17 protein-coding genes and 2 pseudogenes are annotated in these 26,268 nt (G+C 41.1%); 12 read left to right on the top strand and 7 right to left on the bottom strand.

Annotation, left to right across the window (positions count from 1 at the left end):
- The first annotated feature begins 309 nt into the window (after window positions 1-309).
- A complete protein-coding gene (locus tag NLP_RS29530) occupies window positions 310-504 on the top strand; it encodes a DUF2256 domain-containing protein (RefSeq protein WP_094350216.1) in 195 nt (64 codons plus the stop codon).
- A complete protein-coding gene (locus tag NLP_RS29535) occupies window positions 504-1,457 on the top strand; it encodes an isoaspartyl peptidase/L-asparaginase (protein WP_104909429.1) in 954 nt (317 codons plus the stop codon). Before NLP_RS29530 ends, NLP_RS29535 begins: the two co-directional genes overlap by 1 nt.
- Here NLP_RS29535 and NLP_RS29540 read toward each other — a convergent pair.
- From NLP_RS29540 to NLP_RS29560, 4 genes and pseudogenes are all read right to left on the bottom strand, one after another.
- A pseudogene (locus NLP_RS29540) lies at window positions 1,448-1,871 on the bottom strand (DUF29 family protein). The gene NLP_RS29535 and the pseudogene NLP_RS29540 overlap by 10 nt on opposite strands.
- Window positions 1,872-2,114: 243 nt before the next feature.
- Complete coding sequence (gene glmU, locus NLP_RS29550; RefSeq protein WP_104909430.1) at window positions 2,115-3,464, bottom strand: bifunctional UDP-N-acetylglucosamine diphosphorylase/glucosamine-1-phosphate N-acetyltransferase GlmU; 1,350 nt, start codon at window positions 3,462-3,464, stop codon at window positions 2,115-2,117.
- A gap of 202 nt (window positions 3,465-3,666) precedes the next feature.
- Window positions 3,667-4,911 carry a response regulator gene (locus tag NLP_RS29555; protein ID WP_104909431.1) on the bottom strand — a complete coding sequence of 415 codons (1,245 nt, stop codon included), beginning with the start codon at window positions 4,909-4,911 and terminating at the stop codon, window positions 3,667-3,669.
- Window positions 4,912-5,408: 497 nt separating this feature from the next.
- Window positions 5,409-6,332 carry a tRNA (5-methylaminomethyl-2-thiouridine)(34)-methyltransferase MnmD gene (locus tag NLP_RS29560; protein WP_104909432.1) on the bottom strand — a complete coding sequence of 308 codons (924 nt, stop codon included), beginning with the start codon at window positions 6,330-6,332 and terminating at the stop codon, window positions 5,409-5,411.
- Window positions 6,333-6,441: 109 nt separating this feature from the next.
- Between NLP_RS29560 and NLP_RS29565 the strand changes: the two genes are divergently transcribed.
- The 4 genes and pseudogenes from NLP_RS29565 to NLP_RS29575 all read left to right on the top strand — a co-directional run bounded on the left by NLP_RS29565 (window position 6,442) and on the right by NLP_RS29575 (window position 10,610).
- Window positions 6,442-7,263 carry a sulfurtransferase gene (locus NLP_RS29565; protein WP_104909433.1) on the top strand — a complete coding sequence of 274 codons (822 nt, stop codon included), beginning with the start codon at window positions 6,442-6,444 and terminating at the stop codon, window positions 7,261-7,263.
- Window positions 7,264-7,716: 453 nt separating this feature from the next.
- Window positions 7,717-8,094 (top strand): AMIN domain-containing protein, encoded by a 378-nt coding sequence (locus NLP_RS35305; protein ID WP_234017114.1) that lies wholly within the window; start codon window positions 7,717-7,719, stop codon window positions 8,092-8,094.
- A gap of 312 nt (window positions 8,095-8,406) precedes the next feature.
- A pseudogene (locus NLP_RS35875) lies at window positions 8,407-10,419 on the top strand (TonB-dependent siderophore receptor).
- Window positions 10,416-10,610 (top strand): hypothetical protein, encoded by a 195-nt coding sequence (locus tag NLP_RS29575; RefSeq protein ID WP_158680582.1) that lies wholly within the window; start codon window positions 10,416-10,418, stop codon window positions 10,608-10,610. The pseudogene NLP_RS35875 and the gene NLP_RS29575 overlap by 4 nt, the downstream one beginning before the upstream one ends.
- Window positions 10,611-10,899: 289 nt before the next feature.
- Here NLP_RS29575 and NLP_RS29580 read toward each other — a convergent pair whose 3' ends face one another.
- On the bottom strand, window positions 10,900-12,207 hold the full coding sequence (locus tag NLP_RS29580; RefSeq protein ID WP_104910092.1) for a hypothetical protein: 1,308 nt from the start codon (window positions 12,205-12,207) through the stop codon (window positions 10,900-10,902).
- A 672-nt stretch (window positions 12,208-12,879) separates the two neighbouring features.
- On the opposite strand from NLP_RS29580, the gene NLP_RS29585 reads away from it, so the two are divergent.
- From NLP_RS29585 to NLP_RS36275, 3 genes are all read left to right on the top strand, one after another.
- Entirely contained in the window at window positions 12,880-14,325 is a 1,446-nt protein-coding gene (locus tag NLP_RS29585) for a FecR domain-containing protein (protein ID WP_104909435.1), read from the top strand.
- A gap of 343 nt (window positions 14,326-14,668) precedes the next feature.
- Window positions 14,669-16,045: a glutathione-disulfide reductase gene (gor, locus tag NLP_RS29590; protein ID WP_104909436.1), complete on the top strand. Its 1,377-nt coding sequence runs from the start codon at window positions 14,669-14,671 to the stop codon at window positions 16,043-16,045.
- Between the two features lie 112 nt (window positions 16,046-16,157).
- The gene (locus NLP_RS36275; protein ID WP_104910093.1) at window positions 16,158-16,223 is read left to right on the top strand and encodes a YqiA/YcfP family alpha/beta fold hydrolase; all 66 of its coding nucleotides are present in this window, start codon (window positions 16,158-16,160) and stop codon (window positions 16,221-16,223) included.
- Window positions 16,224-16,477: 254 nt separating this feature from the next.
- On the opposite strand, the gene NLP_RS29600 is transcribed toward NLP_RS36275, so the two are convergent.
- Window positions 16,478-17,662, bottom strand: coding sequence for an NAD(P)H-quinone oxidoreductase subunit H (locus tag NLP_RS29600; protein WP_104909437.1), 1,185 nt, complete (start codon window positions 17,660-17,662; stop codon window positions 16,478-16,480).
- Window positions 17,663-17,996: 334 nt separating this feature from the next.
- Here NLP_RS29600 and NLP_RS29605 point away from each other — a divergent pair, with 334 nt between their 5' ends.
- From NLP_RS29605 to NLP_RS29620, 3 genes are all read left to right on the top strand, one after another.
- Window positions 17,997-19,907 (top strand): M48 family metallopeptidase, encoded by a 1,911-nt coding sequence (locus NLP_RS29605; RefSeq protein ID WP_104909438.1) that lies wholly within the window; start codon window positions 17,997-17,999, stop codon window positions 19,905-19,907.
- A 171-nt stretch (window positions 19,908-20,078) separates the two neighbouring features.
- Window positions 20,079-20,963, top strand: a complete 885-nt coding sequence (gene rsmH, locus NLP_RS29610) for a 16S rRNA (cytosine(1402)-N(4))-methyltransferase RsmH (protein ID WP_104909439.1) — start codon at window positions 20,079-20,081, stop codon at window positions 20,961-20,963.
- Window positions 20,964-21,336: 373 nt separating this feature from the next.
- Complete coding sequence (locus NLP_RS29620; RefSeq protein ID WP_104909440.1) at window positions 21,337-21,543, top strand: glycogen debranching protein; 207 nt, start codon at window positions 21,337-21,339, stop codon at window positions 21,541-21,543.
- Window positions 21,544-21,763: 220 nt separating this feature from the next.
- On the opposite strand, the gene NLP_RS29625 is transcribed toward NLP_RS29620, so the two are convergent.
- Window positions 21,764-26,242, bottom strand: coding sequence for a translation initiation factor IF-2 N-terminal domain-containing protein (locus NLP_RS29625; protein WP_104909441.1), 4,479 nt, complete (start codon window positions 26,240-26,242; stop codon window positions 21,764-21,766).
- Window positions 26,243-26,268: the final 26 nt, after the last annotated feature.

Consider the following 26,268-nt stretch of genomic DNA (forward strand, 5'->3'; position numbering starts at 1 on the left):
GCATTCCCAGTTTCCGATAGAGAGCGAGATAATCTGCTAAAAGCTTTAACCTTAAGTTGACACCAATGCAAGTCCTTGCGCCTCTACAAATCTAGAAATAATTTGGGATAATTTATTTTTGCAAGTTCCTAAAAGAGAAGGATAGTAAGATTCAAAGCCTCTCTTGTTTTAGGAGAGACGTTGCAAATAGGTCTAAGGATAGATTGACAATATATTTGTTCGTTGAATATATCCTGCCTTCATAGCAAACTGGTTATAATTATCTTCCATCTCCTTCGGAAATGAAATTCTCGTTTACACAGTATTTATATGGGACGTGTTCGTTCTAAATCTGACCTACCTACAAAAATCTGTCCGGTATGTCAACGTCCTTTCACATGGCGTAAAAAGTGGCAAGATTGCTGGGACGATGTGAAATATTGCTCAGAACGTTGTCGTCGTCGCCGTTCTGAAGCTCAAAATGAAACCAACCGCAATACAGACGCAAATAGCGCAAGAGATTAATGGAGTTACAGGTGCAACCTAAATTAATTATTCATGGAGGGGCTGGTAGTTCTCTCCACGGTAAAGGCGGATTAGAGGCGGTGCGCCGATCGCTGCATACAGTAATAGAAGAAATTTATTCTCTACTATTGTCAGGAGCAACTGCCTCAGAGGCTGTGGTGCAGGGTTGCCAAATGCTCGAAGACAACCCCCGCTTTAATGCTGGTACTGGTTCAGTATTGCAATCTGATGGACAAATTCGTATGAGTGCTTCCCTGATGGATGGTGCATCAGGGCGGTTTAGTGGTGTGATTAATATCTCGCGGGTGAAAAATCCTATTGATTTAGCGCAATTTTTACAAAGCTCGCCAGACCGAGTGCTATCAGATTTCGGATCGGCTGAGTTGGCGCGGGAAATGCAAATTCCCAGCTATAACGCTTTAACTGATTTGCGGTTACAAGAGTGGATACAAGAGCGCCAGGATAATTTTAAAAGCACAATGGCTGGCGTGGTAGCAGAACCCGAACTGCTAGAAACTAGCAATGCCGGACGCGGTACTATCGGTATAGTAGCTTTAGATGCATCTGGTAAGCTAGCGGCTGGCACTTCGACTGGTGGTAAAGGATTTGAGCGGATTGGCAGGGTAAGTGATTCGGCGATGCCAGCAGGTAATTATGCTACTAGTAATGCTGGTGTTAGCTGTACTGGCATTGGCGAAGATATCATCGATGAGTGTTTAGCTGCACGGATTGTAGTGCGTGTCACTGATGGGATGTCATTGAAGGAGGCCATGCAGCGATCCTTTGCGGAAGCGCACGAGAACAAACGCGATTTGGGAGCGATCGCCTTAGATGCTAGTGGAGCGATCGCTTGGGGAAAAACTAGCGAAATCTTACTCGCTGCCTACCACAACGGCGAAAAAATTGGCGACACCTTGGAATGGACTGGTAACGAACTGATCGGCTATTGTTGAATCAGTTTCAGCGCTTCGGCTAAAGTTTCTTGCTGGTCAACTATTGCAGCTAATTCTTGGGCTTCATAACGCCCCTTAAAAGCTTCTAGCGCCGCTCGTTTCAGTGCCACTTGATATCCTTGTTCCAGAATATCCATTAATTCTGCCTGATTCAAGTAAAAACCACCGGATTTGCGGCGCTTATTTATTTTGTTGATTTCACGTACTATATTTTCTATCGAAACATCCCAAGAGCGAGTAGAACGTTTTTCGGCCTTTTGTTTAATTAAATGGATGAGCAGAATTACACCATAATCTATCAATTTTATTGATTTTGTCACCGAGGCTCATTTCTTCTAACTCATCCACCAACAGCAGCGCCTCATGAATTTTGCCTTGTTTTAGAAGTTGCCTAAGTTCTAGCAGTTCTTCCATCTTCTGTAATTAGTCGATCTTGGACTTCAGAGGAGTCAGATGTCTCAAAAAATAATTCCAATGCCTCAATTAAATTATTGTGTGCTTCTTCAATAGTGTCACCTTGGCTAGGAATATCTAATTCTGCACAAAGCGATACATAGCCCTTTTCCTGATGCTCAATAATCGCGGTAAGTTATTTTGTTTTCCTCATCTTTTACCTTTAGTTTAATCAGCTAATCTGATGATTTAATTATCGCTTTATTAGCTCTTCTTGCGCCAAGCAGGTTTCACCACCTGACGACTACGGGCAATTACCAGAGAATCATCAGGCACATCTTCTGTCACAGTAGAACCAGCTGCGATATAGACATCATCTCCCAAAGTGAGTGGAGCTACTAAAACGCTATTGGCCCCAGTTTTTGTGCGATCGCCTATTTTGGTGCGATGTTTCTTCACGCCGTCATAGTTGGCAGTAATTGTACCAGCACCAATATTCACCTGATTTCCGACAACAGTATCGCCTATATATGACAAATGTGCTGCATTGGTGCGATCGCCTAATTGCGTATTTTTCAATTCCACAAAATTCCCCACACGGCAACCAGCACCGACCTGTACCTGACCGCGCAAATGAGTATAAGGGCCAATTCGGCTTCCGGCCTGGACGGTGCTATTTATGACTACTGAATATTGCACTGTGACATTTTCACTTAACTGACTATTTTCAATTAAACTCCCCGGTCCAATGTGACTTCCTGTTTGGATCACTGTATTTCCCCGCAGGTGAGTTTGCGGTTCAATAATTACATCCGCCTGCAATTCCACTGTTTCATCAATGGTGATGCTTGTGGGGTCGATGAGGGTGACACCCGCCAGCATCCATTTTTCCTTGACTCGTTTTTGCAAAATTTCGGATGCTGTTGCTAGTTGCAGGCGATCGTTGATGCCGAGAATTTCTTGGTAATCTTCCACATCCACTGCCATTACTTGTCCCACCTGAGTCACGGCATCGGTAAGATAGTATTCTTTTTGGGCATTGTTTGCCTGGAGGTGGGGAAGTACCTTTGCCAAATCTGTCCAGCAAAAGCAGTAAACTCCAGCGTTAATCCGCTGATTCTGTCTTTGAGTAGCCGTACAATCCTTGTGTTCGACCATTTGCTGCACAATATTTTCATCGTTACAAAAAACGCGCCCGTAGCCTGTGGGGTCGGGTAAGTGGGAGGTGAGAATAGTGGCAGCGTTTTGATTTCGGGTGTGAGTTTGTAACATCTGCTTAAGAGTTTCGCTACGTATTAACGGTAAATCGCCGTTAAGTACCAGCAAATCTCCAGTGTAATTTTCCAAGTGAGGAAGTAATTGCTGGATAGCATGACCCGTCCCCAATTGCACAGTCTGTTCGACAAACTCCAAACTGGGAATTGAATGCATGGCGGCTTGCACTTCTTCGGATTGATATCCCACAATCACGATTCGCCGTGAGGGCGAAAGTGGTTCTACACTTTCGAGAACTCTCTCTACTAGCGATCGCCCACCCAAAGAATGTAAAACCTTGGGTAAGCGTGATTTCATCCGTGTGCCGCGTCCTGCCGCTAGAATTGCTACAACTACCATAATTAGCTATCAGCTATCAGTGAAATTGTGATTAATGCTGTTGGTACTTTAAATCTCGGCTCAAATCATACCAGCTAATTATAGAAGACTGAAAATATCAAAGGAGTCAGAATTCAGGAGTCGGTATAATTTCACTCTTCAAAAGCAAAGATTATCATAATACCAATTAGCGTTCATTACAGCAGCTACAAATCATTACCCCCTACTGCCCATTCTTCCCTTTTTGCTGACAAGAGCAAATAAACTCTGTAAATTGCTGCATTAGTTTGGGATTACGCCAACCGGAATCAGCTTCTTCTTGCATCACTAAAAGTGCTTCTGCTGAAGTAAAAGCTCTTTTGTAAGGTCGTTCGCTGGTTAGGGCATCGTAAATATCAATTAACTGAAATACCTGCGCTAGGTAGGGAATATCATCCCCCTTGAGTCGATCGGGATAACCTGAGCCATCCCAGCGTTCGTGGTGATGACGAATAATCGGAATTACACCGCGCATACTCCGTAGTGGTTGGCAGATTTTTTCTCCAATCAAAACGTGCTGCTGCATAATTTGCCAATCTTCGGGGGTGAGTTCGCCTTTTTTCAGCAGCACTGCATCGGGAATACCCACCTTACCAATATCGTGGAGATAACCACCCCACATCAAATCTCGAATTTGATAGCGTGTTAGGTTGAGGTATTCACCAAAAACTTGTCCCAGTTTTACTAGACGTTCGCAATGGTTGCCTGTATTGGGATCGCGACTTTCGATAGACATGGCAATGGAAAACAGTACTTGTTCGGCATGGTCTAAATCTTCGTTCATACGCTTCTGCCGCACCAAGGACTTTACACGCGCCGCTAGTTCCACCCGATCGAAGGGTTTAGTGAGAAAATCATCTGCCCCAACTTCAATTCCCCGAATGCGCGATCGCCTGTCATTTAACGCTGTAATAAAAATTACTGGGATTAACCTAGTCTGCTCATCCTGTTTAAGCAATTGGCACACTTCAAATCCATCCATTCCTGGCATCATTACATCCAGCAAAATCAAATCTGGTTGTTCTTGAGTTACCAATTCGACAACAATAGAACCACTGTCCGCCTCAATCACTTCGTATCCTTCCATCCTCAAGAGGGCAACAGCAGTCATCCGACTGGCGGCATGATCGTCAACTACTAAAACCTTCGGCGGATTTAAATCAAACCCATTCACTTTAGAACCTTTGGCTTGTAGTGTTTTAGAGACCAATGAATCATCACCACAATTAACATCAGATTTTATCCAAGAAGACATTGCTTGCCTATCTTCAAACATAATATCTCTTTGAGATAAGCCTAAAGAAGAACCCTCCGCATTTTGCGATTCCACGGCATGATTTGAACCGATACTCTTCACTGTGCTAATGGGGTTTGACCCATTAACAATTTTTTTTCTAAAGCCTGTATGGTTGGATTTCCATTGAATCACAAAGGCACTCCAAGTTTTTGCACAAGTTAGTTAACAGTGTCAGATTTTAAAAACAAATTTAAGATTCGACTGTATCTGAGTCAGAGTTTCGATATGGATTATGCATGATGTCAAGCTGCCGCTCGGAATTTTTCGCAGCATGTATTTTTTATGTTACGAACAAGGTGGATCTTGTTGTCAAATTTTTTGCTTTTAATTCCAGTATGATAAATTCTCACAAATGTTAAATCAGGTTTTTTACGGAGATTTTTTAGCCTTGTGGCGTCAGAAAGCGTTATAATTGACTCCTTTATATCGAGGTATCGGATTTTGAGTTTCAAGTCTTTATAGTAATCATTAGATATAAATGTTTTTACTCAGTTATAGCAATACTCCAGTACTGTTAAATTATGTAATCTTGAATACTAACATATAAATAAGCTATTTGGCTTGTAAAAACTCGTTGAATTAAACTTGCAGTCCGTAGGTGTAGCATATTGTATGATTTTGCAATCAAACTACAAACTAGTTCCGATAAAATCCTTACCTTGTGTTCCCAATAGCCACCTTTTTCGCCAATGGGAGGCAGGTTCCAGGCAAGAGGTTTGTTGCTCTTGTTGTCGCCGCCTGACTATGACTTCGGTTGGATCGCTCAATTGAGGATCGCGATAGGGAATAGCAGCACGAGTTAGCAAGTGTTCTTTTTCAACTTCTGAGAGGGTAGTGAGTGGGGAAGGATCTTGAGACTCGGCACTTCTAATATGTGTTGCCACGGTACCAGGCGATCGCCTTCCTACGGGTGGGGTAGAAGATATCACCAAGCCAGCAGACAAAAGTGCTGTGCGTACAGCAGCAGCACAAGAATAGGTGGCTAATAAACCATCTGGATGTAAGCACCATGACAGCTGTTTAATAAATTCAACAGTCCATAATTGAGGACACTGTGGTGGTGAAAAGGAATCGAGGAAAATTGCATCTGCCCAGAAATCCAACTGACGTACTAGCGTTATCGTAGTTCTAGCATCGCCAATTAGTAACTTCGCTTTCAGGCAAGGTGTTTGTACTTGATGCTCAAAAGCTAGCTTTTTTAAAATTTCAATATAGTTATAGTTCCAATTGTCGAACAAATGATGAGCGATCGCCGCTTGTGGCACTGCTGGATTCAGTTCTAAACCGATTACTTCAACACAACAACTAGGATTTACTGCCCAAATTGTTTGCAAAGCAGCAGCTGTGTTATATCCTAGACCATAACAAACATCCAATAGTCGCAAGACTGGTTTTTGCGCTGCTGTAGCCAGTTGAGTAGGTTCCACAAACTTGCAAAAACTTTCCTGCGTAGCTCCATAATGGCTGTGAAACGATTCACCAAACTCTTGAGAGACAAAGGTGAAAGAGCCATCTGCTGTTAACTTAGGTGTAAAATTCTCTAAGTTTGACATCTTAACAAAAAAACTAAATAATGACCAATGCCCTTCAATAGTGCTGAGTAGCAAAGATAACTTATTTACTCAGCACTTGGAACAGAGGAACTGTTTTACCCAATGCCCTATGCCCAATCCCCAATTTATTGTTTCACCAGCTTGGCTGTTTGAACATCTAGAAGATCCGCAAGTCGTTATTGTGGATTGTCGCTTTTCTCTAACCGATCCACAACTAGGACAACAACAGTACCAAAAAAGTCATATAGAAGGATCGTATTACCTAGATTTGAATCAGGATCTTTCCAGTCCAGTGGGTAAGCATGGTGGGAGACATCCTTTACCTAACCCTAATGATATAGCTAACAAATTGGCAGCGATTGGGGTAAATTACCAAAAAAGTTTAGTTGTAGCTTATGACGATTCGCGCTTTGCCTTTGCGGCTCGTCTCTGGTGGCTGTTACGCTATCTAGGACATGAGCAAGTAGCAGTACTGGATGGCGGGTTGGCTGGATGGCAAAAAGCTGGGTATTCTGTTACAGATATTATTCCTCCCCCTCGGATGGGTACGTTTGTCGCTCAAGTACAAACAGAAAAGGTAGTAGATATTACAGCGGTAAAAAGCCGGAAAGATAGCCACAAGGTAGCATTGGTAGATTCAAGAGAGAGCGATCGCTACCGAGGCGAACGAGAGTCTATCGATCCGATTGCTGGACATATTCCCGGTGCAGTCAACTATCCTTGGCAAGAAGTTACAGACTCTTCTGGCTACCTACTCCCTCAAGAAGAACAACGCCGTCGGTGGGAACAGGTAAAAACAGCCGAAGAAATCTTGGTTTATTGCGGTTCTGGCGTTACTGCTTGTGTGAATTTACTTTCTTTAGAATTAGCTGGCATTAGCAAAGGTAAACTTTATGCTGGTAGCTGGAGTGATTGGATTTCTTATTTATAGCTAGGAGTTATAGCAGTTCCCAGGTGCATGAAGTACATATCAAAACCTCATCCCCAACCCCTCTTTGAACTCACAAAGAGGGGAGATAAAGCACAGCTTTATCGGGGTGAGGTTAAGCTGTACCTCATTCTTATTAGGAAACGCTATAGGAGTGAGAAGTTAAGAATTAAAACTCCAACCTCTGCCAATTTTAGATTTTGAACTTTAGAGTTTTAAAGAATATAAAATCTTATCTGACTTTCGGTAATCTTTGGAAACATAGCCGTAACTGTGATGTTATTTGCATTATTAGATGATTTTTGTTATTAATTATTTTCAATAAGCTTGCTAAATTAATAAAAATAGTTTTCAATAATTTTCTAAGTTCGCGCAATTAATTACAGTCTAATGGATCTGAAGAGAAAAATAATGAAGCTAGAGTGGTTTGTTTCCATTATATTGCTGACGTGTTCAATGGTTACATTAGGCACAAATCCCACTAGAAGCGAAGAAATATCAACAAAAGAATTTCAAAAGCGAACACCAGCTAATAATCCTATCACAAATTATTCTCAACAAGTATCTCTGTTGAGCAAAATACAGCCCGTGAAATCGACAGCAGAGATTCGGCAAGTCAATAAGATAGAACGTCCGATTCCCAACGCCCAAATACTTGTGCAGACACCAACACCGACAACACCTGCTCAAAAAATTGTGCAAGTTACGGGAGTTAAAGCTAATCCCACTGACAAAGGTGTCGAGGTAATTTTACAAACTTCCCTTGGGGAACAGCTGCAAATCACAAATCATAGTGCAGTAAATAGCTTTATTGTTGATATTCCTAACGCGTAACTACGTTTACCCAGTGGCGAGGTATTTACATTCCGCTCAGACAAACCAATTGCAGGTATTACTGGGATAACAGTCACTAATTTTGATGCCAACACTATCCGCGTGACAGTGACGGGTGAGGTGGGTGTCCCAACTGTTGAATTGTTTGACAGTCCGAATGAGGGGTTGATTTTTAGCGTTGCAAGTGCAGCTGCTTCTAGCCAACCATCAGCACAATCACAAACACAACCAACACCTCAACCAAATCAGCCAACAAGTGAGACACAACCAACTCAACCATCAGCATCAAGTGATGAAGCGATTGAATTGGTTGTGACGGGTGAGCAAGATGGATATCGCGTAGAAGATTCCTCAACTCCTACCAAGACTGACACTCCTCTGCGCGATATTCCCCAGTCGATTCAAGTTATCCCTCGACAGTTGATTGAAGAGCAACGGATAACCCGCGTCAGTGATGCGTTAAGAAACGTCAGTGGTATCCAAGAACCGGCTAGTACGACCCGTAATGTATTCGATGTACCGATCATCCGAGGCTTTACGCCTAATAGTGATGCTATTTTGAGGAATGGTCTGAGAGAAAGAACAAGTAGCCGTATTCCTTCTGAGACTGCCAATTTGGAGCGTATTGAAGTTCTCAAAGGGCCTGCTTCTGTTCTGTACGGTCAAGGTTCGCTCGGAGGCACTGTCAATTTAGTCACGAAACAGCCCCTAAGTTCGCCTTACTACTCAGTGGAAGCTTCAGTTGGCAGTTTTGATTTTTATCGGAGTTCTTTAGACTTCTCCGGCCCCTTAACTTCCGATAAAACACTGCTATATCGCCTGAACGCTGCTGTGGAAACTTCAGGAAGTTTCGTCGATTTTTTGGATAGGCAGCGTTACTTTGTTTCACCCGTCTTAACGTGGCAAATTGATCAGAATACAAAGATATCATTTGAATCTGAATACTTAGCAACTCAGCAACCAGATGATTCTGGTTTGCCAGCTAGAGGGACTGTGCTGTCTAATCCGAATGGTAAAATCCCCCGGAATCGCAATATTGGAGAACCTTTTGATGTCTCAGTGTCAGGGAATAACCGTAACGTCTTGCGAGTTGGCTATAATTTTGAGCATCGCTTCAACGAAGATTGGCAAGTCCGAAATGCCTTTCAAGCTTCGCTTTCTAACTACCCCAACAACCGGATATATATCCTTCCTACCTCTCTGTCAGAAGATGGGCGCTTGTTGTCAAGAACTGTGAGAACGTTCCCAGCAGGAGGCTACGATAACACTTATTCTTTGGATAATTACGTTGTTGGCAAGTTTAAGACGGGCAGCATTCAGCACCAAATAGTAGCTGGTTTTGATTTATTCAGGGAGGTTATGGGGGGTGCACAAATTAATCGTTCCATTGCGCCAATTGATTTGTTCAATCCGGTATATACTCAGACGCTAGGAGGAATTATTGGTGACCCATTTGATGATGAAACGACATCGGACTCGTTAGGCTTTTATCTTCAAGACCAAATCGCGCTCTATGATAACCTCAAGTGATTGCTAGGTGGTCGTTTTGATATTGTTAATCAAACATTTAAAGACTTCATAGACTCGTCGAATAATGATTTTCAACAAAACGAAGCCTTCAGTCCCCGCGTTGGGATTGTCTACCAGCCCATCCCACCAATTTCGCTCTACGCCAGTTATAGCCGCTCATTTCAACAACTCATTGGTACAACCTTTGATAACAGTTTATTCCAGCCAGAAGAAGGCACTCAATACGAGGTAGGCATCAAGACAGATTTGAGTGATAAAGTCTCAGCAACACTGGCGTTTTACGATCTGACTCGTTCTAATGTGCTGACTAATGATCCAGACAATCCTGGGGAGTCTATTCAAACAGGCGAGCAAAAAAGTCGAGGAATTGAGCTAAATATTGGTGGGGAAATTTTGCCCGGATGGAACATTATTGGGGGCTATGCCTACACTGATGCTAGCGTCACAAAAGACACTAATACTCAGCTTGTTGACAACATCCTGAATAATGTACCGAAACACGCCTTTACCTTGTGGACGACCTATAAAATTGCTCAAGGTGACTTGCGGGGTTTGGGGTTTGGTTTAGGACTATACTACGTTGGCGATCGTCAGGGAGACTTGGCAAACACGTTCGAGTTACCCAGCTATTTACGCACTGATGCTGCTGTTTTCTATGAGCGAAATAATTTCCGAGTAGCGCTCAACATTAGAAATCTGTTTGATATTGATTATTATGCATCAGCTCAACGTGACCTCAGCGTTTATCCAGGAGAGCCAGTGACGGTACAAGGAACGATTTCCTGGGAGTTATGATGATATTAACCCAAGTTGCTGATCAGCCAGAATTTCAAGCTATTGTCATTCGCACCCCATTAACACTAGATGCCCTACATCAAGTTTTGCTTTCCCTAAAGGAGAAATTACAGAGGTCAATGTTAATCGCTACACGGGTGCGATTATGGGCAGTCGCACCTTCAGGACTTTGTAATCACAAAATTACATAAGCAACTCCTAGCTGGAGAAATCGGAGGGCTAATTCTAGGCATAGTGGGTCTACTTTTATTCCTGTGATTTTGTTCATCACTAGCTTTGTGATGTATCGCTACCGCTATCGGGCAAAATCTATACGACTTACGCAGTAAAATTTTGTAAAAAAAGTTCCGCTCAAACAGGTCTGCTGGGAAAACTAAAAATCTTTCTGAGAGAGATTGTTGGGCAACTAAAGTACGACGACACCATAATAAATCTTCTCTTGCTAACAAACGAGTTAATTCTTGTAACTCCTAATTCTTATCAAAACCGACCTAATTGCAAACTGTAATTAATAGTGAAGAACCAGCCATCGAAATCAATGTTTTCGGCGGTTGAACTACCTAAACTTACTCCAGCCTGCATATTCATATTAATGTTGTCGGATATTTGGTAATTTAAGTGTCCGAATAGCCGATAAAATTCGTCTTCTCGATCGCGCTGTGTAAAGTCTGATAAATTCATTTGGTAGTCAATACCAACCTGGAGAGGCTTTTGCAAGTAGTAGTTCAGAGACACCCAAAAGGAATTGATTATCCGATTACGACTTTGGGGGTCGGCAAAATTTACACTCAATTCGTAGAAGCTATCTAGGGTTAATCTTGAAGTTAAGGGATCTCGGCGTCCCAAAGACAGTTGTAGGGAATTTTCATTTAAAAAGCGATCGCCTGCTTTGAAGCTATCGAAGCGATCGCTGCTGTTGGCATAAAATAACTGTTGATTGCTCCAACTGATTTCTCCAAACATTCGTTGGGATAGCTGCTGGTAAATACTGAGATTGAATCTTACCTGGTTGTAATGATATTCTGACTGATTTATATAACGAATCAGATTGCCATCAATTGAGCCATTTACAAAAGTCTTAGATCCCAAAGGAAAATATGTAGAGGCTAGTGTCAGTCCAGAAATAATTAAACCATCTTCTATGGGACTATCATTTGAGGAAAAAATGTTACTCGTTTGGAAGTAGCCGACACGTCCTTGTAGATAGCCGATAGGTTGAGGTTGAAATTTAGGTACGGGTTGTTCTGTCGGTGGTGGTAGCTGTTGTTCTAGAGGTCGTAACCGCACCCGTAACCCCAATTCGCGATCGCTATTAGATTCAAACGGTTGTTTTGGCGATCGTAGCAGTTCTATCAACCTCTCTAGCCTTTGGGAATACTCTATCTCAGGTAAATTTAATAGTTGCTCTTTTGAGTCTGAAGGAGATATGGGCAAATTATTTGGCTGCGATTCTAGCTGTGGCGGGTCATTTTGCTTTTGAGTATCTATAGGTTCTTCGGTTTGATCTGCAATTTGAGTCGTTCCTGGTGTTTGCTGTACCAGATTTAACGGCATCCGAGAATCTAAAGTATGTGACTCACTCGACAGCTTGCACAAAGAGTTAATTGCCTTTTGCTCCAACTTATGACATAACTGCTCATGAGTTACCTGTGTAGTTGCTAAATTATTAGGATGCCAAACATCTGTAATTGCAGATTCTGTCGCATCTACTCTAATGCAACACCAGGTTCCACCACTGGACGTTAACAAAATACAAAAAAACAAATTTTTCCAGTTCTTGAGTCGCATCTGGTTAGATCGCATTGATTGCGTTTGGCAAATGTAGACCCACAAGCTGTATCGGAAGTTCCGACTAAAAAGATACAGTTGATTGCATCTATTTTAGCTTTGTAGGTATATACTGAAACTACAAACTACAATTGCCGCTTTTCGGATTTTTCCCAGATTTTTTTGTCAAACTGAGATGCTCCGATAAAATTGCTGCTTAAATTTAGTGAAATACAGCCAGTGGGTAATTTCACAACAAATCCTTAACAAGTTATTGTCTCCTATAATTAATGACCCTCTGGCTGAACTGATTATAAAGGATTATATGTAATGTACTTATCATTTAATTATTTCTATCAAATACTACTTTTAAATCTGCTATAGACTTTATTGCATCCACTTTCAGTCTCGGAAGGAAAACTTAAATCAAATAAAATACATATAGTAATCCAATTTGATTCATGAACTTGCTTGCATAGATAAGGAACAAGTGGATACGAAAAAAGATAATAGATGTGTACTAGGTTTTTCAAAAATAAAATATGAGACATTTATTTTACTTATTATCTCTTTTACGCATTAAATCTAAATTAAAATTTAAACTAATTTACTTAAAAAAACTATTACAACAATTAGCCTTAGCTTAAACTTTAATTTTTATGATACTAGTTAAAGGTCAAAATTTATTAAACCATGTTTTATAAATCATTTCCATTATTGGTGATTGGTTTATGGGGAGTTATAGTACTGCCTCTACCAAATCGGGTAAGCGCTACAACTCCTCTAACGCGAGCAGAGATTCAGAACCTCCGCAACATCGTACAACTGATACCCAAAGATAAATTGAAGAAACGTCCTGCACGCAAATTAGATGCAATGACCCCTGGGGACGGGTTGTCAACTGGTCGAGCTTCCCTAGCAGATTTGCGTTTTAATGATGGCTCTTTGGCACGAGTTGGAGAACAGGCGTTATTTCAATTTTTGCCGAAGACTCGTGACTTTAAATTGACAAACGGGACTGTGTTGTTGCTCATCCCACCAGGAAAGGGGCAAACACGTATACAAACACCAAATGCAGCAGCAGCAATTCGTGGTTCAGCATTATTTGTACGCTACGACCAACAAACAGACACCACGATTGTGGGTGCGCTGACAAATAGCGGCATTGAAGTTTCTAACAAGAAAGCTTCTGAAACTCAGGTGTTGAAAGCAGGGCAAATGGTGATTATAGTTAAAGGCGAATTTCAGAGGTTATATGATTTTGATCTAAGAAATTTTTATGAAACGAGCCAGATGGTTCGGGAACTTGATTTGAACAGGCAGAGTCCTGTGCCTACACCTGATCCTGCAATCACCAGTGTTCAAGCCGAAACTGCTGCGGCTTTGGAAGCACAGTCACCTATAAAAGGCGAGGGAGTAATTGAAAACCCCCCTTTTATGCAGCTAACTCCTAAATTACCAATCAGCCCAACAAATCCAACACCCGTAACCTCAACAGATCCAACACCCGTAACCTCAACAGATCCAACACCCGTAACCTCAACAAATCCAACACCCGTAACCTCAACAGATCCAACACCCGTAACCTCAACAAATCCAACACCCGTAACCTCAACAAATCCAACACCCGTAACCTCAACAAATCCAACACCCGTAACCTCAACAAATCCAACACCTGTAACCTCAACAAATCCAACACCCGTAACCCCAACAAATCCAACATCCGTAACCCCAACAAATCCAACACCCGTAACCCCAACAAATCCAACACCTGTAACTCCAACAAATCCAACACCCGTAACCCCAACAAATCCAACATCCGTAACCCCAACAAATCCAACACCTGTAACTCCAACAAATCCAACACCCGTAACTCCAACAAATCCAACACCTGTAACCTCAATAGATCCAACACCTGTAACCTCAATAGATCCAACACGCGTAACTCCAACAAATCCAACACCCATAACTCCAACAAATCCAACACCTGTAACTCCAACAAATCCAACACCTGTAACCTCAATAGATCCAACACGCGTAACTCCAACAAATCCAACACCCGTAACCCCAACAAATCCAACACCTGTAACTCCAACAAATCCAACACCTGTAACTCCAACTGACTCTCCAAGTACATAAAGATTGCTAATGGGGTTAAAAAATGCTCTGCGATCGCCGAAGGCAGTACATTTCTGTCATAATTTTGCGTAAGTCCTGTGGAACTTAGCTGCTCTAATGCAGTAGCAGTAGTACAGACTTATGCTCGACCAAGGGTAGAACTATAACAACTGTTAACTACTACTGCCTGTAAAGCCGCTAAAGCAAAAAGTGATATTCCCTACGACCAGATGGCATCTGCTAACGCTAGATTAAATCAAGGACAGGACTTACACAGCGTTCACCGGATATCCTTATATAGTTCAATCCCGTTCTGTGTGTAAGTTCCCAGGAACTAACTTGTTGCGAAAGAGAACATAAACTTATGACTTTTGATTACGACCTGTTTGTAATTGGTGCGGGTTCTGGAGGTTTGGCGGCTTCCAAACGAGCGGCTAGCTACGGCGCAAAAGTGGCGATCGCTGAATATGATTTAGTTGGTGGCACTTGTGTGATTCGCGGTTGCGTTCCCAAAAAACTTATGGTCTATGGGTCTCACTTTCCTGCACTGTTCAGTGACGCTTCAGGCTATGGCTGGAAAGTGGGTAATGCTGAGTTTGACTGGGAATATTTCATTACATCTATAGATAAGGAAGTTCGACGACTATCACAACTACACATCAGCTTCTTAGAAAAAGCTGGAGTAGAACTATTTTCCGGTCGCGCCACATTGGTAGACCCCCACACTGTAGAAGTTGATGGACGTAAAGTTACAGCAGACAAAATTTTAATTGCTGTTGGTGGGCGTCCCGTCAAGCCAGATTTACCAGGGATGGAACATGGCATTACCTCCGACGAAATCTTTCATTTAAAAGAACAACCAAAACACATCGTCATTATTGGCGCTGGTTATATCGGCACGGAATTTGCTTGTATTATGCGCGGTTTGGGTTCTGAGGTGACACAAATTACCAGAGGTGAAAAGATTTTGAATGGGTTTGATGAAGATGTCCGCATAGAAATTGAAGAGGGTATGACGAACCACGGAATTCGCTTGATTAAGAATAATGTGGTGAAAGCAATTGAACGCGTCCCAGAAGGGTTAAAACTGACTTTATCAGGAGACGACCAAGAACCACTAATTGCTGATGTGTTTTTAGTAGCGACCGGTCGAACCCCCAATGTAAATGGATTAGGTTTAGAAAACGCTGGGGTTGATGTTGTCGCCAGTTCTATCGAAGGGCTTGGATACCCTACCACAAGTGCGATCGCAGTCAATGAATATAGTCAAACTACTCAACCGAATATCTTTGCTGTTGGCGATGTCACAGACCGAATCAATTTAACTCCTGTAGCTATTGGCGAAGGTCGCGCCTTTGCTGATAGTGAATTTGGGGATAACCGTCGCGAATTCAGTCACGAAAGTGTTCCCACAGCCATATTTTCTAACCCAGAAGCCGCAACAGTCGGCTGTACAGAAGCCGACGCACGAGAAAAACTTGGTGATGCCGTCAAAATTTTTCGTACTCGCTTCCGCCCCATGTATCACAGTTTGACTGGTAAGCAAGAGAAGACAATGATGAAGTTGGTGGTTGATAGCAACACCGACAAAGTTCTAGGCGCTCACATGGTAGGTGAAAGTGCAGCTGAGATCATCCAAGGTGTGGCGATCGCTGTGAAGATGGGTGCAACCAAAAAAGACTTTGATGCTACTGTCGGTGTCCATCCCTCAGCCGCAGAGGAATTTGTCACAATGCGCTAATAAAACTTAGGAGTGAGGAGTTGTGAGTTATGAATTATAAGTGAGGCACAAAAAATGATAAATAAAAATTTATCAACACTCAATAATTTTTAACTCCTAACTATTTACAACTTTGGACTACATATATCTTCACGGCTTTGCTTCCAGCCCTAAATCTGCTAAAGCGCGGGATATATAGCGGTTACCAATTGCATGGAATACAGACCTAACCCCCAGCCCCTTCCCTTCTAAGCGTTGGGGAGTAAGATTCAAAGCCTCTCTCCTAAAAGGAGAGAGGAATGGAAGTGAGGTAAAAACTGTACTGCACCCAAGCGAGAACCGCTATAAATAACCTGAACCATTGTTAATCCTTTTAGTTATAGCGATTTAAAAAAATAGAGCAGTTGCACTGTAATACAACTGCTCTAAAAAATACTTAGATAGATATTTACTCTACCTATCTACAGACCCCATAATTACATCAACACTACCGAGAATGACCACAATATCTGCAACCTTCATGCCCCGCAGTAAATGAGGGACAATCTGGAGATTGTTGAAATCTGCTGCACGAATCTTCCAACGTGCAGGGAAGACATTATCCTCGCCTACCAAATAAATTCCCAATTCACCTTTGCCACTTTCTACACGGGCGTAGATTTCACCCTTGGGCATCTTAAAAGTGGGGGAAACTTTTTTACCGATGAATTGGTAATCAAATCCATCCCACTCGGATTTTTTACCTGCGGCTAAACGCTTGGCTTCCAGATTTTCGTAGGGACCGCCAGGAAGTCCTTTAATTGCTTGGCGAATAATCTTCACTGATTCGCGCATTTCCCGCATCCGCACCACGTAACGGGCAAAGCAATCACCGGCGGTTTCCCACTGCACATCCCAGTCGAAATCGTCGTAGCATTCGTAATGGTCAACTTTCCGCAAATCCCATTGCACGCCAGATGCGCGTAACATTGGGCCAGAAAGTCCCCAGTTAATTGCTTCTTCACGGGTGATAGTCCCAAGACCCTCAACACGTCGCCGGAAGATGGGGTTATCGGTTACTAAGCGTTCGTACTCATCAACTTTGGGTATTAAGTAGTCGCAAAATTCCAGACATTTATCTACCCAACCGTAAGGTAAATCGGCTGCTACTCCACCAACGCGGAAGTAGTTGTTATTCACCATCCGATAACCTGTGGCGGCTTCCCACAAATCATAAATCATCTCCCGTTCCCGAAACTGGTAGAAGAAGGGAGTTTGAGCGCCCACGTCAGCTAGGAAGGGGCCAAACCACAGCAAGTGGTTAGCGATGCGGTTCAACTCCAGCATGATGACGCGGATGTAGCTAGCACGTTTGGGGACAGCCACACCTGCAAGTTTTTCTGGGGCGTTAACAGTGACGGCTTCGTTGAACATTCCCGCAGCGTAGTCCCAGCGACTAACGTAAGGGACGTACATAACATTAGTGCGGTTCTCAGCAATTTTTTCCATTCCCCGGTGTAAATAGCCGATGACCGGTTCACAGTCAACGACATCCTCACCATCCAGAGTCATGATTAGCCGCAGAACCCCGTGCATTGAGGGGTGGTGTGGCCCCATATTTAGCACCATCGGTTCAGTGCGGGTTTCTAGTCTGGTCATAGATTTCGTGTTCTCCGTTCGTGAAAATATTGAATTCAACCGCGCAGATGCCAACTAGACCCAATTTATCTTGTTTGTCAAGCCAAAGTAAGGGTTTTGGGAAGAGGGATTTGATTTGATGTTTAATTTTGTTGCACTTCTTCAACTATTATATGGAAGCTCGATATGCACTTAATTAAGGCATCGAATTTTTTTATCTCATGGTGCTGGGATAAGAAGACGGGTGAAAGAAGACGCGTTTTCTCAATGATCACTATTGACTTCTGAGTTTTTACGTAAGCTATAGAGATATTGTGTCAGCTATATTACAGTTTTATGAGGCTGATACATATTTATGGCTTTCAATCAAGACCCTTTTGATAAGCTAATTCAGAAGTTAGAAGCTTTTGCTAATAAACAACCGCATCTTTATAAATTGCACGTTGCTTTTTTGGCTACTTTAGGCTATGCATATATATTTTTGGTTCTAGCTGTAACGTTGGCTCTGTTGGCAGGTATTATCTTTTTGATGCTTAACGCTCAGTCAGTTAATGCCTTCTCTTTGAAAGGTGTTCTGTTTTTGCTGGCGTTCGCATTGGTGTTGCTGCGATCGCTTTGGGTTTCTTTTCCCCCACCTACAGGGTTACCACTGCAACCCAAAGATGTACCCAATCTCTATTCTTTAATTAACGAAATCTCATCGAAGCTACAAGCTCCACGGTTTCACCATATTTTGCTGACTAACGATTTTAATGCAGGGGTTGTTCAAAGACCACGCTTAGGTTTGCTGGGATGGCAGCAAAATTACTTAATTGTCGGTCTACCACTCATGTTAGCACTGCCACCCGAACAATTTCGTGCCGTATTAGCCCATGAACTAGGACATTTATCAGGAAATCACAGCCGTTTTAGTGGTTGGATTTATCGCCAACGTGAAACTTGGTATCGCATTATTAAAGGGCTACGACAAGGTGGAAATGAAGTATCATCGTTAATCTTTGATCGGTTTTTGACATGGTACAGCCCGTTTTTTAATGCCTATTCTTTTGTGTTGGCACGGATGGATGAATATGAAGCAGATAGATGTGCCGTTGAGCTAAGTGGAGAACAAAATGCTGCTGAAGCTTTGATAAATGTGGAAGTCAAAGCTAGATTTATAGAAAGATATTTTTGGTCTAGCATCTATAAACAAGTTGAAACAGAAATCGAACCACCAAAAATGACTTATATGGCTATGCAACAGGCTTTAAGTCAGAGACTTCATCAGGAAATAACAAGTAGTTATTTAATGGAAGCTTTAACTAAAAAAACTAATAATGCTGATACTCATCCTTGCCTGACAGATAGACTAAAAGCCTTGGGATACATCTTCAATCCTCAGCAGGAATTAGCTATATTTGCACCAATTGAAATCAGTGCTGCTCAAAAATTATTGGGAAATAGGTTAGAAAAACTTATTGCACATTTTAGTCAAGCTTGGCGAGAAGAGATAGCAACACCTTGGCGACAAAAATATGCTGATTTTCAACAATCAATAGCTACTTTAAAAGATTTAAATCAAAAAGCAAAAACACAACAGCTAACTTTAGATGAAGCTACTCAACGAGCCTTTTTAATATTTAAATTTGATGGTGAAGAAGCGGTTATACCACTATTACAAGAAATTATTCATCGTGATGCTCACCACGCCTCAGCTAATTATTTACTAGGTCAAATATTATTAAACAAACAGGATACAACCGGAATAGAATACATTGAGAAGGCAATGGATAAAGACTCAAGTATAGTCATAGAAGGTTGTCAGATAATCTGCTATTTTCTTCATCAACAAGGAAAAATTAATGAAGTAAAATCTTATCAAAAACGTGTCGAAAATTATTATGAATTAATTTTAAAAGCAGGACAAGAGCGTTCCCATGTAAGAGGAAATGATAAATTTGAATCTCATACTGTCTCAGATATAGAGGTAAATAAGCTTCGTCAGCAGCTATCTCATTACCCGCAAGTAATAAGTGCTTATTTAGTTCAAAAAAATCTGCAATATTTCCCTGAAAAACCATTTTACATTCTAGCTTTGAAGCGGAAAGTTACCTTTTTAGAAGGTATTCAAGAACCCGACCACTCTAAACTTATAAACAGCTTGTTGCAGGAAAACGAATTTCTCGGTAATGTATTCATTTTTATTTTAAATAACCATTTAAATATGGAAAAAAAACTAAAAAGGATACCAAATTCGATGATTTACCAAAAGAAAGGTAAAAAATAGCACTACAGATGCTTAAAGCTCAACATTTAAAGCTGACGCTGAGTGTTGAGTTTATGATATTTTCTTTTGTGTCTTAGTGGTTTAAAAACTATTTTTTAACTAGGAACCACAAAGACACAAACAAAAGAATACATAATTAAAGTTCATCTGTGGTTTTTTGCCCTAAGTCTCATGAATCGTCAGCTAGCTATCGAAGAACCGATATTTTCTCATCTACCAGTGTTACCGCAGGAAGTAATTGCAGGTTTAGCGGTATCTCCAGGAGGTCATTATCTTGATACGACGGTAGGCGGTGGTGGTCACAGCCGTTTGATTTTAGCAGCTGCACCAGATGTACAAGTAACGGCGATTGACCAAGATGAGGATGCTTTAGCAGCAGCGAGGAAAGAATTAGCTGAGTTTGGCGATCGCGTACAATTTATTCATCGCAATTTTGCTGACTACGAATTTCCCCCTAACACTTTCGATGGTATTTTAGCCGATTTGGGGGTAAGTTCTTACCATTTAGATCGTGCAGAACGGGGTTTTAGCTTTCGCCAAGCTGCAAATTTGGATATGCGAATGGATCGGGGGCGATCGCTAACTGCTGCGGATGTGATCAATAATTGGGATGAAGCGGATTTAGCAGATATTTTCTTTAAGTACGGTGAGGAGAGATTATCGCGGCGCATTGCGAGACGCATTGTTGAACGGCGACCGTTGCACACGACTACAGAATTAGCTGATGCGATCGCTTCTTCAGTTCCCCCTAAATACCGTTATGGGAGAATCCACCCTGCTACCCGTGTTTTTCAAGCTCTGCGAATTGTCGTCAACGATGAGTTAAAATCTCTAGAAACTTTTTTAGATAAAGCACCAAATGCCCTTGTCCCTGGCGGTAGAATTGCGATTATCAGTTTCCACAGTTTGGAAGACCGCCCAGTGAAGCATGGTTTAAGAGATTCACCTTTATTAAAGGTCTTGACAAAAAAACCGATTATTGCTCAAGAAGAGGAAATTAGTAATAATCCGCGATCGCGATCGGCCAAACTGAGGATAGCCGAAAAGCTGTTGTAACTGCAATGCACGGTTAAACTGCTCCATCTCGTGGCTCAGAACTGCTGCGAATACGCTCAATGAAGTTAGGATAATTTTCTAAATCCTGTTCTGAGTTAGTGGTGGCGCTGATTGTCGAACGTGTTAGCTTTTTGGGTAAGGATAAATAATCAGCAAAACAAGGTGGTGCTAGAGGTGCTACAGCTTTATCGCCTTGATAATGTAATTAGTGCTGTGCCTAGCAGATGAAGCGGAACTGAGTAATGTAAATTAGTAATCGGTAATTGGGATTAGTTCACTACTTATTACCAATTTTGCTCTACAATTTTCGACTCTAATTGTATTCTAAAATGACGAATAGCTTTGTTCGCTACAGTTATTGAGGAAATATTCCATGACTATTTGGGTAAATGAGCAAATTGATCCGTCTGGGATGATTCATGCCTGTATTGCCACATGTAATGAATCTCAAGCTAAAGATTGTCATGATTCTTTTGAGAATAATTTGACCGAGAGGCAAAAGGCAGCAGGTTGGGTAGCGCGATTACGGACAGTCGATTCTTGGGATGAAGTGCCGGTGAATTCTTTAAAACTCAATTAATGGGACTTAGACAAAAAGTAGCTAAAAAAAGCCTCAAATCTATATGCCGAAAGACTTTGACATCGTTTTGTCTAGTTTCTTGATATATCTGGGTTTCAAGCATTTTTGAGCATTTGGTGTATTTTTCTTGCCCTGTATGGGTTTGAGGATTGTTTATGCCTCAAAAATGTTTAAGTCCCGCTACGCATTTACCAAATTTTTGAGATTGTCATCAACAGGTTTAGCTGAAGAGGTGAGAAACATCAACGAAACCTTCATGAAGACTTACAATATTTGAAACTTCAGAATACATACTTCCGACTTTACCTGATTGATGGGTAAATAAATTATGACAACCCACAATTATCAAGAGTTCTTGAGCGCGAGAAAATGCAACATTTACCCGTTCTGGCTTCTTCGCAAATCCCACATCTCCTTTGCTATTATTGCGAACCATACTGACAATCACAACAGGTCTTTCCATACCTTGAAATCTATCTACTGTACCAGTACGAATTTCTAGCGAAGGAAAAAGTTCAGATTGCAGACGTTCATCAATTTTTCTTAATTGAGCGCCATAAAATGTAATTACGGCAATTTCTTTTTTTGGTTCACCATTAGCAACTTTAGAAGCCCAAGTCTTCTCAAACTGATGACACAGACGTTCAATGGCATCAATTTCTGGAGTATTAAAGTAAGAAGTTCCATTTCGTTGCTCTAAAAACTGATTTTCTATAGGCGTTTTTACCCAGATAAGATGCTGAGATTCTTGGATAATTTCGTCTGCTAAATGATGTGCGCGTTTTTTATCCGGTTCCAAGATACCAGATTCTAGTTTACCGTCATAAAATTGATTGATTGCTCCCATAATAAATGGGTGCATTCGATACTGTGTAGTTAGCATTTGTTTGATGCTTTCATCAGCAGATTCAAACTGACTTTTAAATAGTGAATCTTCTAAAAATTGTAGTTCGTCTCTTGTATTGCCTATTGTTTGAGCAACTTCTTCTAAAGTGCTAGTATCAAGCATGGGTGGTAATTGCCGGTGATCGCCTACCATGACTAACTTTTTGCCTTTTAAAGCTGGGATTAGTAACTCTGGTGGAGTACACTTACTAACTTCATCAATAATAACGACATCAAAAGATTTGAATTCTTCAGAAAAACCTCTATTGGCAGCCTGAACACAGGTAATACCGACGACATTAGCATTATCTAAATAAATGCGCCTTAAATCGTCGCGATCGCGCTCATTTGGCTCTCTCAATTTTCTTATCCAATCTTGTACAAAATTTTGATATTTATTCAGATAACTTTCGTCTTTTTGAAGTTGTTGCTGCCCAGATTCAAACTGAGTATTGATTTTGCGTAAAAGCTCTATACTAAATAAGTCAGCTTGAGAATTTTCTGGTTTAAATTTATCAGGTATAGTTTGCCATTCTCTCAACCACCAGTTTCGTTCTTCTATTAAGTTTTTTGATGGCTGTGGTTGTGATTTTTGTTCTAGTTCGCTTAGATTAATTTGTAGTTTTTGAACTTGTTGTAAAGAAGTTTCGGTTTCTTCTTTTAGCTTTAATAAATGCTCATTGAGAGAATGTTTAATTATATCTAGCACAGCAAAAGGTTCTAATGATGAGATTAAGGTTTCAAGCTGACTGATGGAAGTTTCCCAGTAATTTACTTGATTCGTAAATTCTTGGGGTTGCTCCCAAATATTTGATTGTGTTGCAAGATATTTTTCAACTAAAATACGTAATTGATCAGGAAGATTTTTTTGATTAAGTTCTTGCAAGACATCAATCACCCGTCCAAGTTGGAAATTAGCATCCTGCTGTACTTTTTCTACCTCAGCTTGAGTAATGGATATTTGCTGTTGGCTAACTTCCTTTTTCTGAAGTTCATTTAATTGTCGTTGCAGAGACTGAAGTTGTTGATCGGTTTCTGTTTTTACTTTTAAAACGCATTGACGCGCATTTGCAAGGATTGTATCTAACAATTCTTGTGTAATGTGGGTGAGAGTAGAGTCAATGTTATTCCATTCCCATGATGTACTATAACTCCGTTGCATTCTAATTAAGAAAACCTGGGTATTCTCAACCAATAATTTTCGCTGTTTGGGGTTGAGTAGCTGATAATTGCTAAACTGTTGATAGGTTTCTTGCCATTGAGTGCGATCGCTCTTTGATAGCACCATTGGAATCTGACTAAAATTTTCTTGTAAAAAATAGCTAAAATTATGCTGTTTACCTCGCCTGTCAGTAAAACCTCCGTCTATTTCATAAGCGATCGCCTTTGCTAATAGCTCCCATTCAGGCAGGTTTATTTTGTATATCTTTGGTACTATTGGTAATTTTAATGTATTAGCAAACATCAACAAACCTAGTGGCAAGTCAACTAAATTTTCTGTAAGTGGTAAACCTGATTGATGACATTCTTTTAAAGTTTGATAGAGATGAGAAGGTGCTGTAGATTTCCATTCCTTAACTGCTGAGATAATGTAATCTATTTCCCGTTTGCGGTTTTGCCATATCTGAATTGTTTGCTGTATATTTTGGAGTTTAGTAAGATATTGCTGATAATCTGGTTGTAACTGATTCAACGAGGCGAAATTTTGTTTGACATCCTCTACTGATGCTGCAACTTCTAAGATGGCTTTACTTGCCTCTTGAGCATAAGCCAAAGCAGTTTTAAATCCAGAAATTTCTATTGCTACAGTTTCACGCAACCAAGCCGCTAAACCAAAAGCACCAAGCGCTGGACGCACAAAACCAAGTTCATCAGTATATTTGATGGTTTGACTAACATTTGCTAAAAATTTTTCTACTAAACTGTTACCTTCTGTGTATGGCTTAAGAAGTGGCAAAAAATCTGTAACTTCTGAAGCTTCCCAATTGATATTTGGTGCAGTATTTAATATACTTTCTAATTTTTTAATTAATGATTCAACCTCGTTATATTTTTCTACAGTTTCGTTGTAATGTTTTTCTTGATTTTGAAAGTTTATCTCCAGCTTTAACTTATTTTCATTAAATTTATTTTGTTGCTGATTAAATTCTTCCTCTGCTTGTAAGTAGGCTGTAAATCTTTGTGACGATGCCAGTAATTGAGTGAAAATTTTAATATTTTCCAGCCGCTGATTCAGATTATTTTCGCAGTCATTTGCTGTATTTTCTAGCCATCTGCCAATCACTTGGTCTTCTAAAAATGGCTGTCCTTCCTCCCCAACTTTCTCGGCTCTACCTTTTCGTACAGCCCGAATCACTGGGTTATGAACTAATCGACTTAGGGCGTTATCTACTGCTAAATTGGCTTGAGATGCAATTAGAGTGCGTCCACCGCGAAGGGCAATTTGATAGCAAATCTCAGCAATTACGGTAGTTTTACCAGTACCTGGTGGCCCTTGGATGAGAACAAGATCCTTCGCGGCAAGTACCTTTTCTACTGCTGCTTTCTGACCAGGATTAGCAGAAGATAATAATAAATCTTGTGGTTTAAGTTCAGCAGTTGTTTTAATTTGTCTAGCCTGAGAAGCATCGAATAAAAAGTTACCCAAATAGGGATTTTGGGTGTAACCGTTATTCAAATCATCTAAAGCCTTTTTCTTGCGTTGAATCTGTTGAATATCACCAACTGCTTCAAAACACAAAAATCCTGTATCTGGCAACTTATAACGCTCTGTTGCCATGAATTCAGCTAAGTCACGTTCTAGCCTGAGACTGATGATGCAACGGTTGGGGTCAACTTCCTCAACAGTCCCTAATTGACGGCCGCTAATCCAATTTTTGCCGACGGGAGCAGTTTCAAAAAGCTTTAAATCTTCGTTTTTTGTACGTCTTGCTCGTTCCCAGAAGTTTTCGACATCAAGGGAATTTTGATAAAAGCCGTCAAGGGTGGCTGAGGCTATATCAATTTCAAAACTAATCCGCCTTTTGAAGTTATAGTTATGACCTACGTAACGCACACAAAACTGACGTGCTTTAGCGATTTTTTCTTCAATTTGTAAAAATGCTTTCCAAGCTTTAAGCTGATCTTCTGTAGGCACATTTTCGCCACAAACTGGCGCAGCGGCGATGCGTTTCAATGTTACAGGTGGAATGTCGAGATGATGCTGATGATTAGCTAGCAAACGTAAGCGACAAGGTACAGCATAGCTATCAGCCTGTCCCCGTGAGGGTTGTAACAACTGAGCCGAAAGTATTTTTATACCGTCGCGTCCATCTTTTGGTACAGCCGCTCTAAATCCTAATGTTTTTCTCAGCTTCTCAAGTCTTGCGGGTAATGGAAAATGATCGGAGTCTGTTGCTATTGTTAAATCCCAAATTTCTTCTCTTGCTTCTTTCCCCGCACCTTTGCGACGCACATAAAAGAGAGAAGGCTTTTGACCGACACATTCCAACATCAACTGATTGGCGCGATCGCGCCGCTCCCTAAATTCGGGATATGATTTAAGAGCGGTTTCACCTTCAAGATGGCGGATAAAGCTATCAATTGCTGAAGCTATAAACATATAGCCCCAATCTTCAGAGTTTGTTTTAGTTTTCGAGGATTTTGCTGTTAGTTTATTTGCCACTGAACGAATGCGTTCTGCATCGGATTCTGAGATGGCGCTAGTATGGCTTTTGACTGCTATTTTCAGTTTTTCGCAAATTGCTAATAGCTTCTTGCTATCCAAATTCAATTCTTTTGCTAGTTCGTAAATTCTGAGTTTGCCGTTGTTCATCCAGTACTACCTTTGCCGACAAAATA

It is taken from the genome of Nostoc sp. 'Lobaria pulmonaria (5183) cyanobiont' (assembly GCF_002949795.1).
Taxonomy (GTDB): Bacteria; Cyanobacteriota; Cyanobacteriia; order Cyanobacteriales; family Nostocaceae; genus Nostoc.

What these genes read in the sequence shown, in the direction of transcription:
- NLP_RS29625 (WP_104909441.1), bottom strand. Translation starts at nt 26,242, where the DNA reads ATGAACAACGGCAAACTCAGAATTTACGAACTAGCAAAAGAATTGAAT.
- NLP_RS29605 (WP_104909438.1), top strand. Translation starts at nt 17,997, where the DNA reads ATGGCTTTCAATCAAGACCCTTTTGATAAGCTAATTCAGAAGTTAGAA.
- NLP_RS29620 (WP_104909440.1), top strand. Translation starts at nt 21,337, where the DNA reads ATGACTATTTGGGTAAATGAGCAAATTGATCCGTCTGGGATGATTCAT.
- NLP_RS29600 (WP_104909437.1), bottom strand. Translation starts at nt 17,662, where the DNA reads ATGACCAGACTAGAAACCCGCACTGAACCGATGGTGCTAAATATGGGG.
- NLP_RS29580 (WP_104910092.1), bottom strand. Translation starts at nt 12,207, where the DNA reads ATGCGACTCAAGAACTGGAAAAATTTGTTTTTTTGTATTTTGTTAACG.
- gor (WP_104909436.1), top strand. Translation starts at nt 14,669, where the DNA reads ATGACTTTTGATTACGACCTGTTTGTAATTGGTGCGGGTTCTGGAGGT.
- NLP_RS35305 (WP_234017114.1), top strand. Translation starts at nt 7,717, where the DNA reads ATGGTTACATTAGGCACAAATCCCACTAGAAGCGAAGAAATATCAACA.
- glmU (WP_104909430.1), bottom strand. Translation starts at nt 3,464, where the DNA reads ATGGTAGTTGTAGCAATTCTAGCGGCAGGACGCGGCACACGGATGAAA.
- NLP_RS29575 (WP_158680582.1), top strand. Translation starts at nt 10,416, where the DNA reads ATGATGATATTAACCCAAGTTGCTGATCAGCCAGAATTTCAAGCTATT.
- NLP_RS29565 (WP_104909433.1), top strand. Translation starts at nt 6,442, where the DNA reads ATGCCCAATCCCCAATTTATTGTTTCACCAGCTTGGCTGTTTGAACAT.
- NLP_RS29560 (WP_104909432.1), bottom strand. Translation starts at nt 6,332, where the DNA reads ATGTCAAACTTAGAGAATTTTACACCTAAGTTAACAGCAGATGGCTCT.
- NLP_RS29585 (WP_104909435.1), top strand. Translation starts at nt 12,880, where the DNA reads ATGTTTTATAAATCATTTCCATTATTGGTGATTGGTTTATGGGGAGTT.
- NLP_RS29535 (WP_104909429.1), top strand. Translation starts at nt 504, where the DNA reads ATGGAGTTACAGGTGCAACCTAAATTAATTATTCATGGAGGGGCTGGT.
- NLP_RS29530 (WP_094350216.1), top strand. Translation starts at nt 310, where the DNA reads ATGGGACGTGTTCGTTCTAAATCTGACCTACCTACAAAAATCTGTCCG.
- rsmH (WP_104909439.1), top strand. Translation starts at nt 20,079, where the DNA reads ATGAATCGTCAGCTAGCTATCGAAGAACCGATATTTTCTCATCTACCA.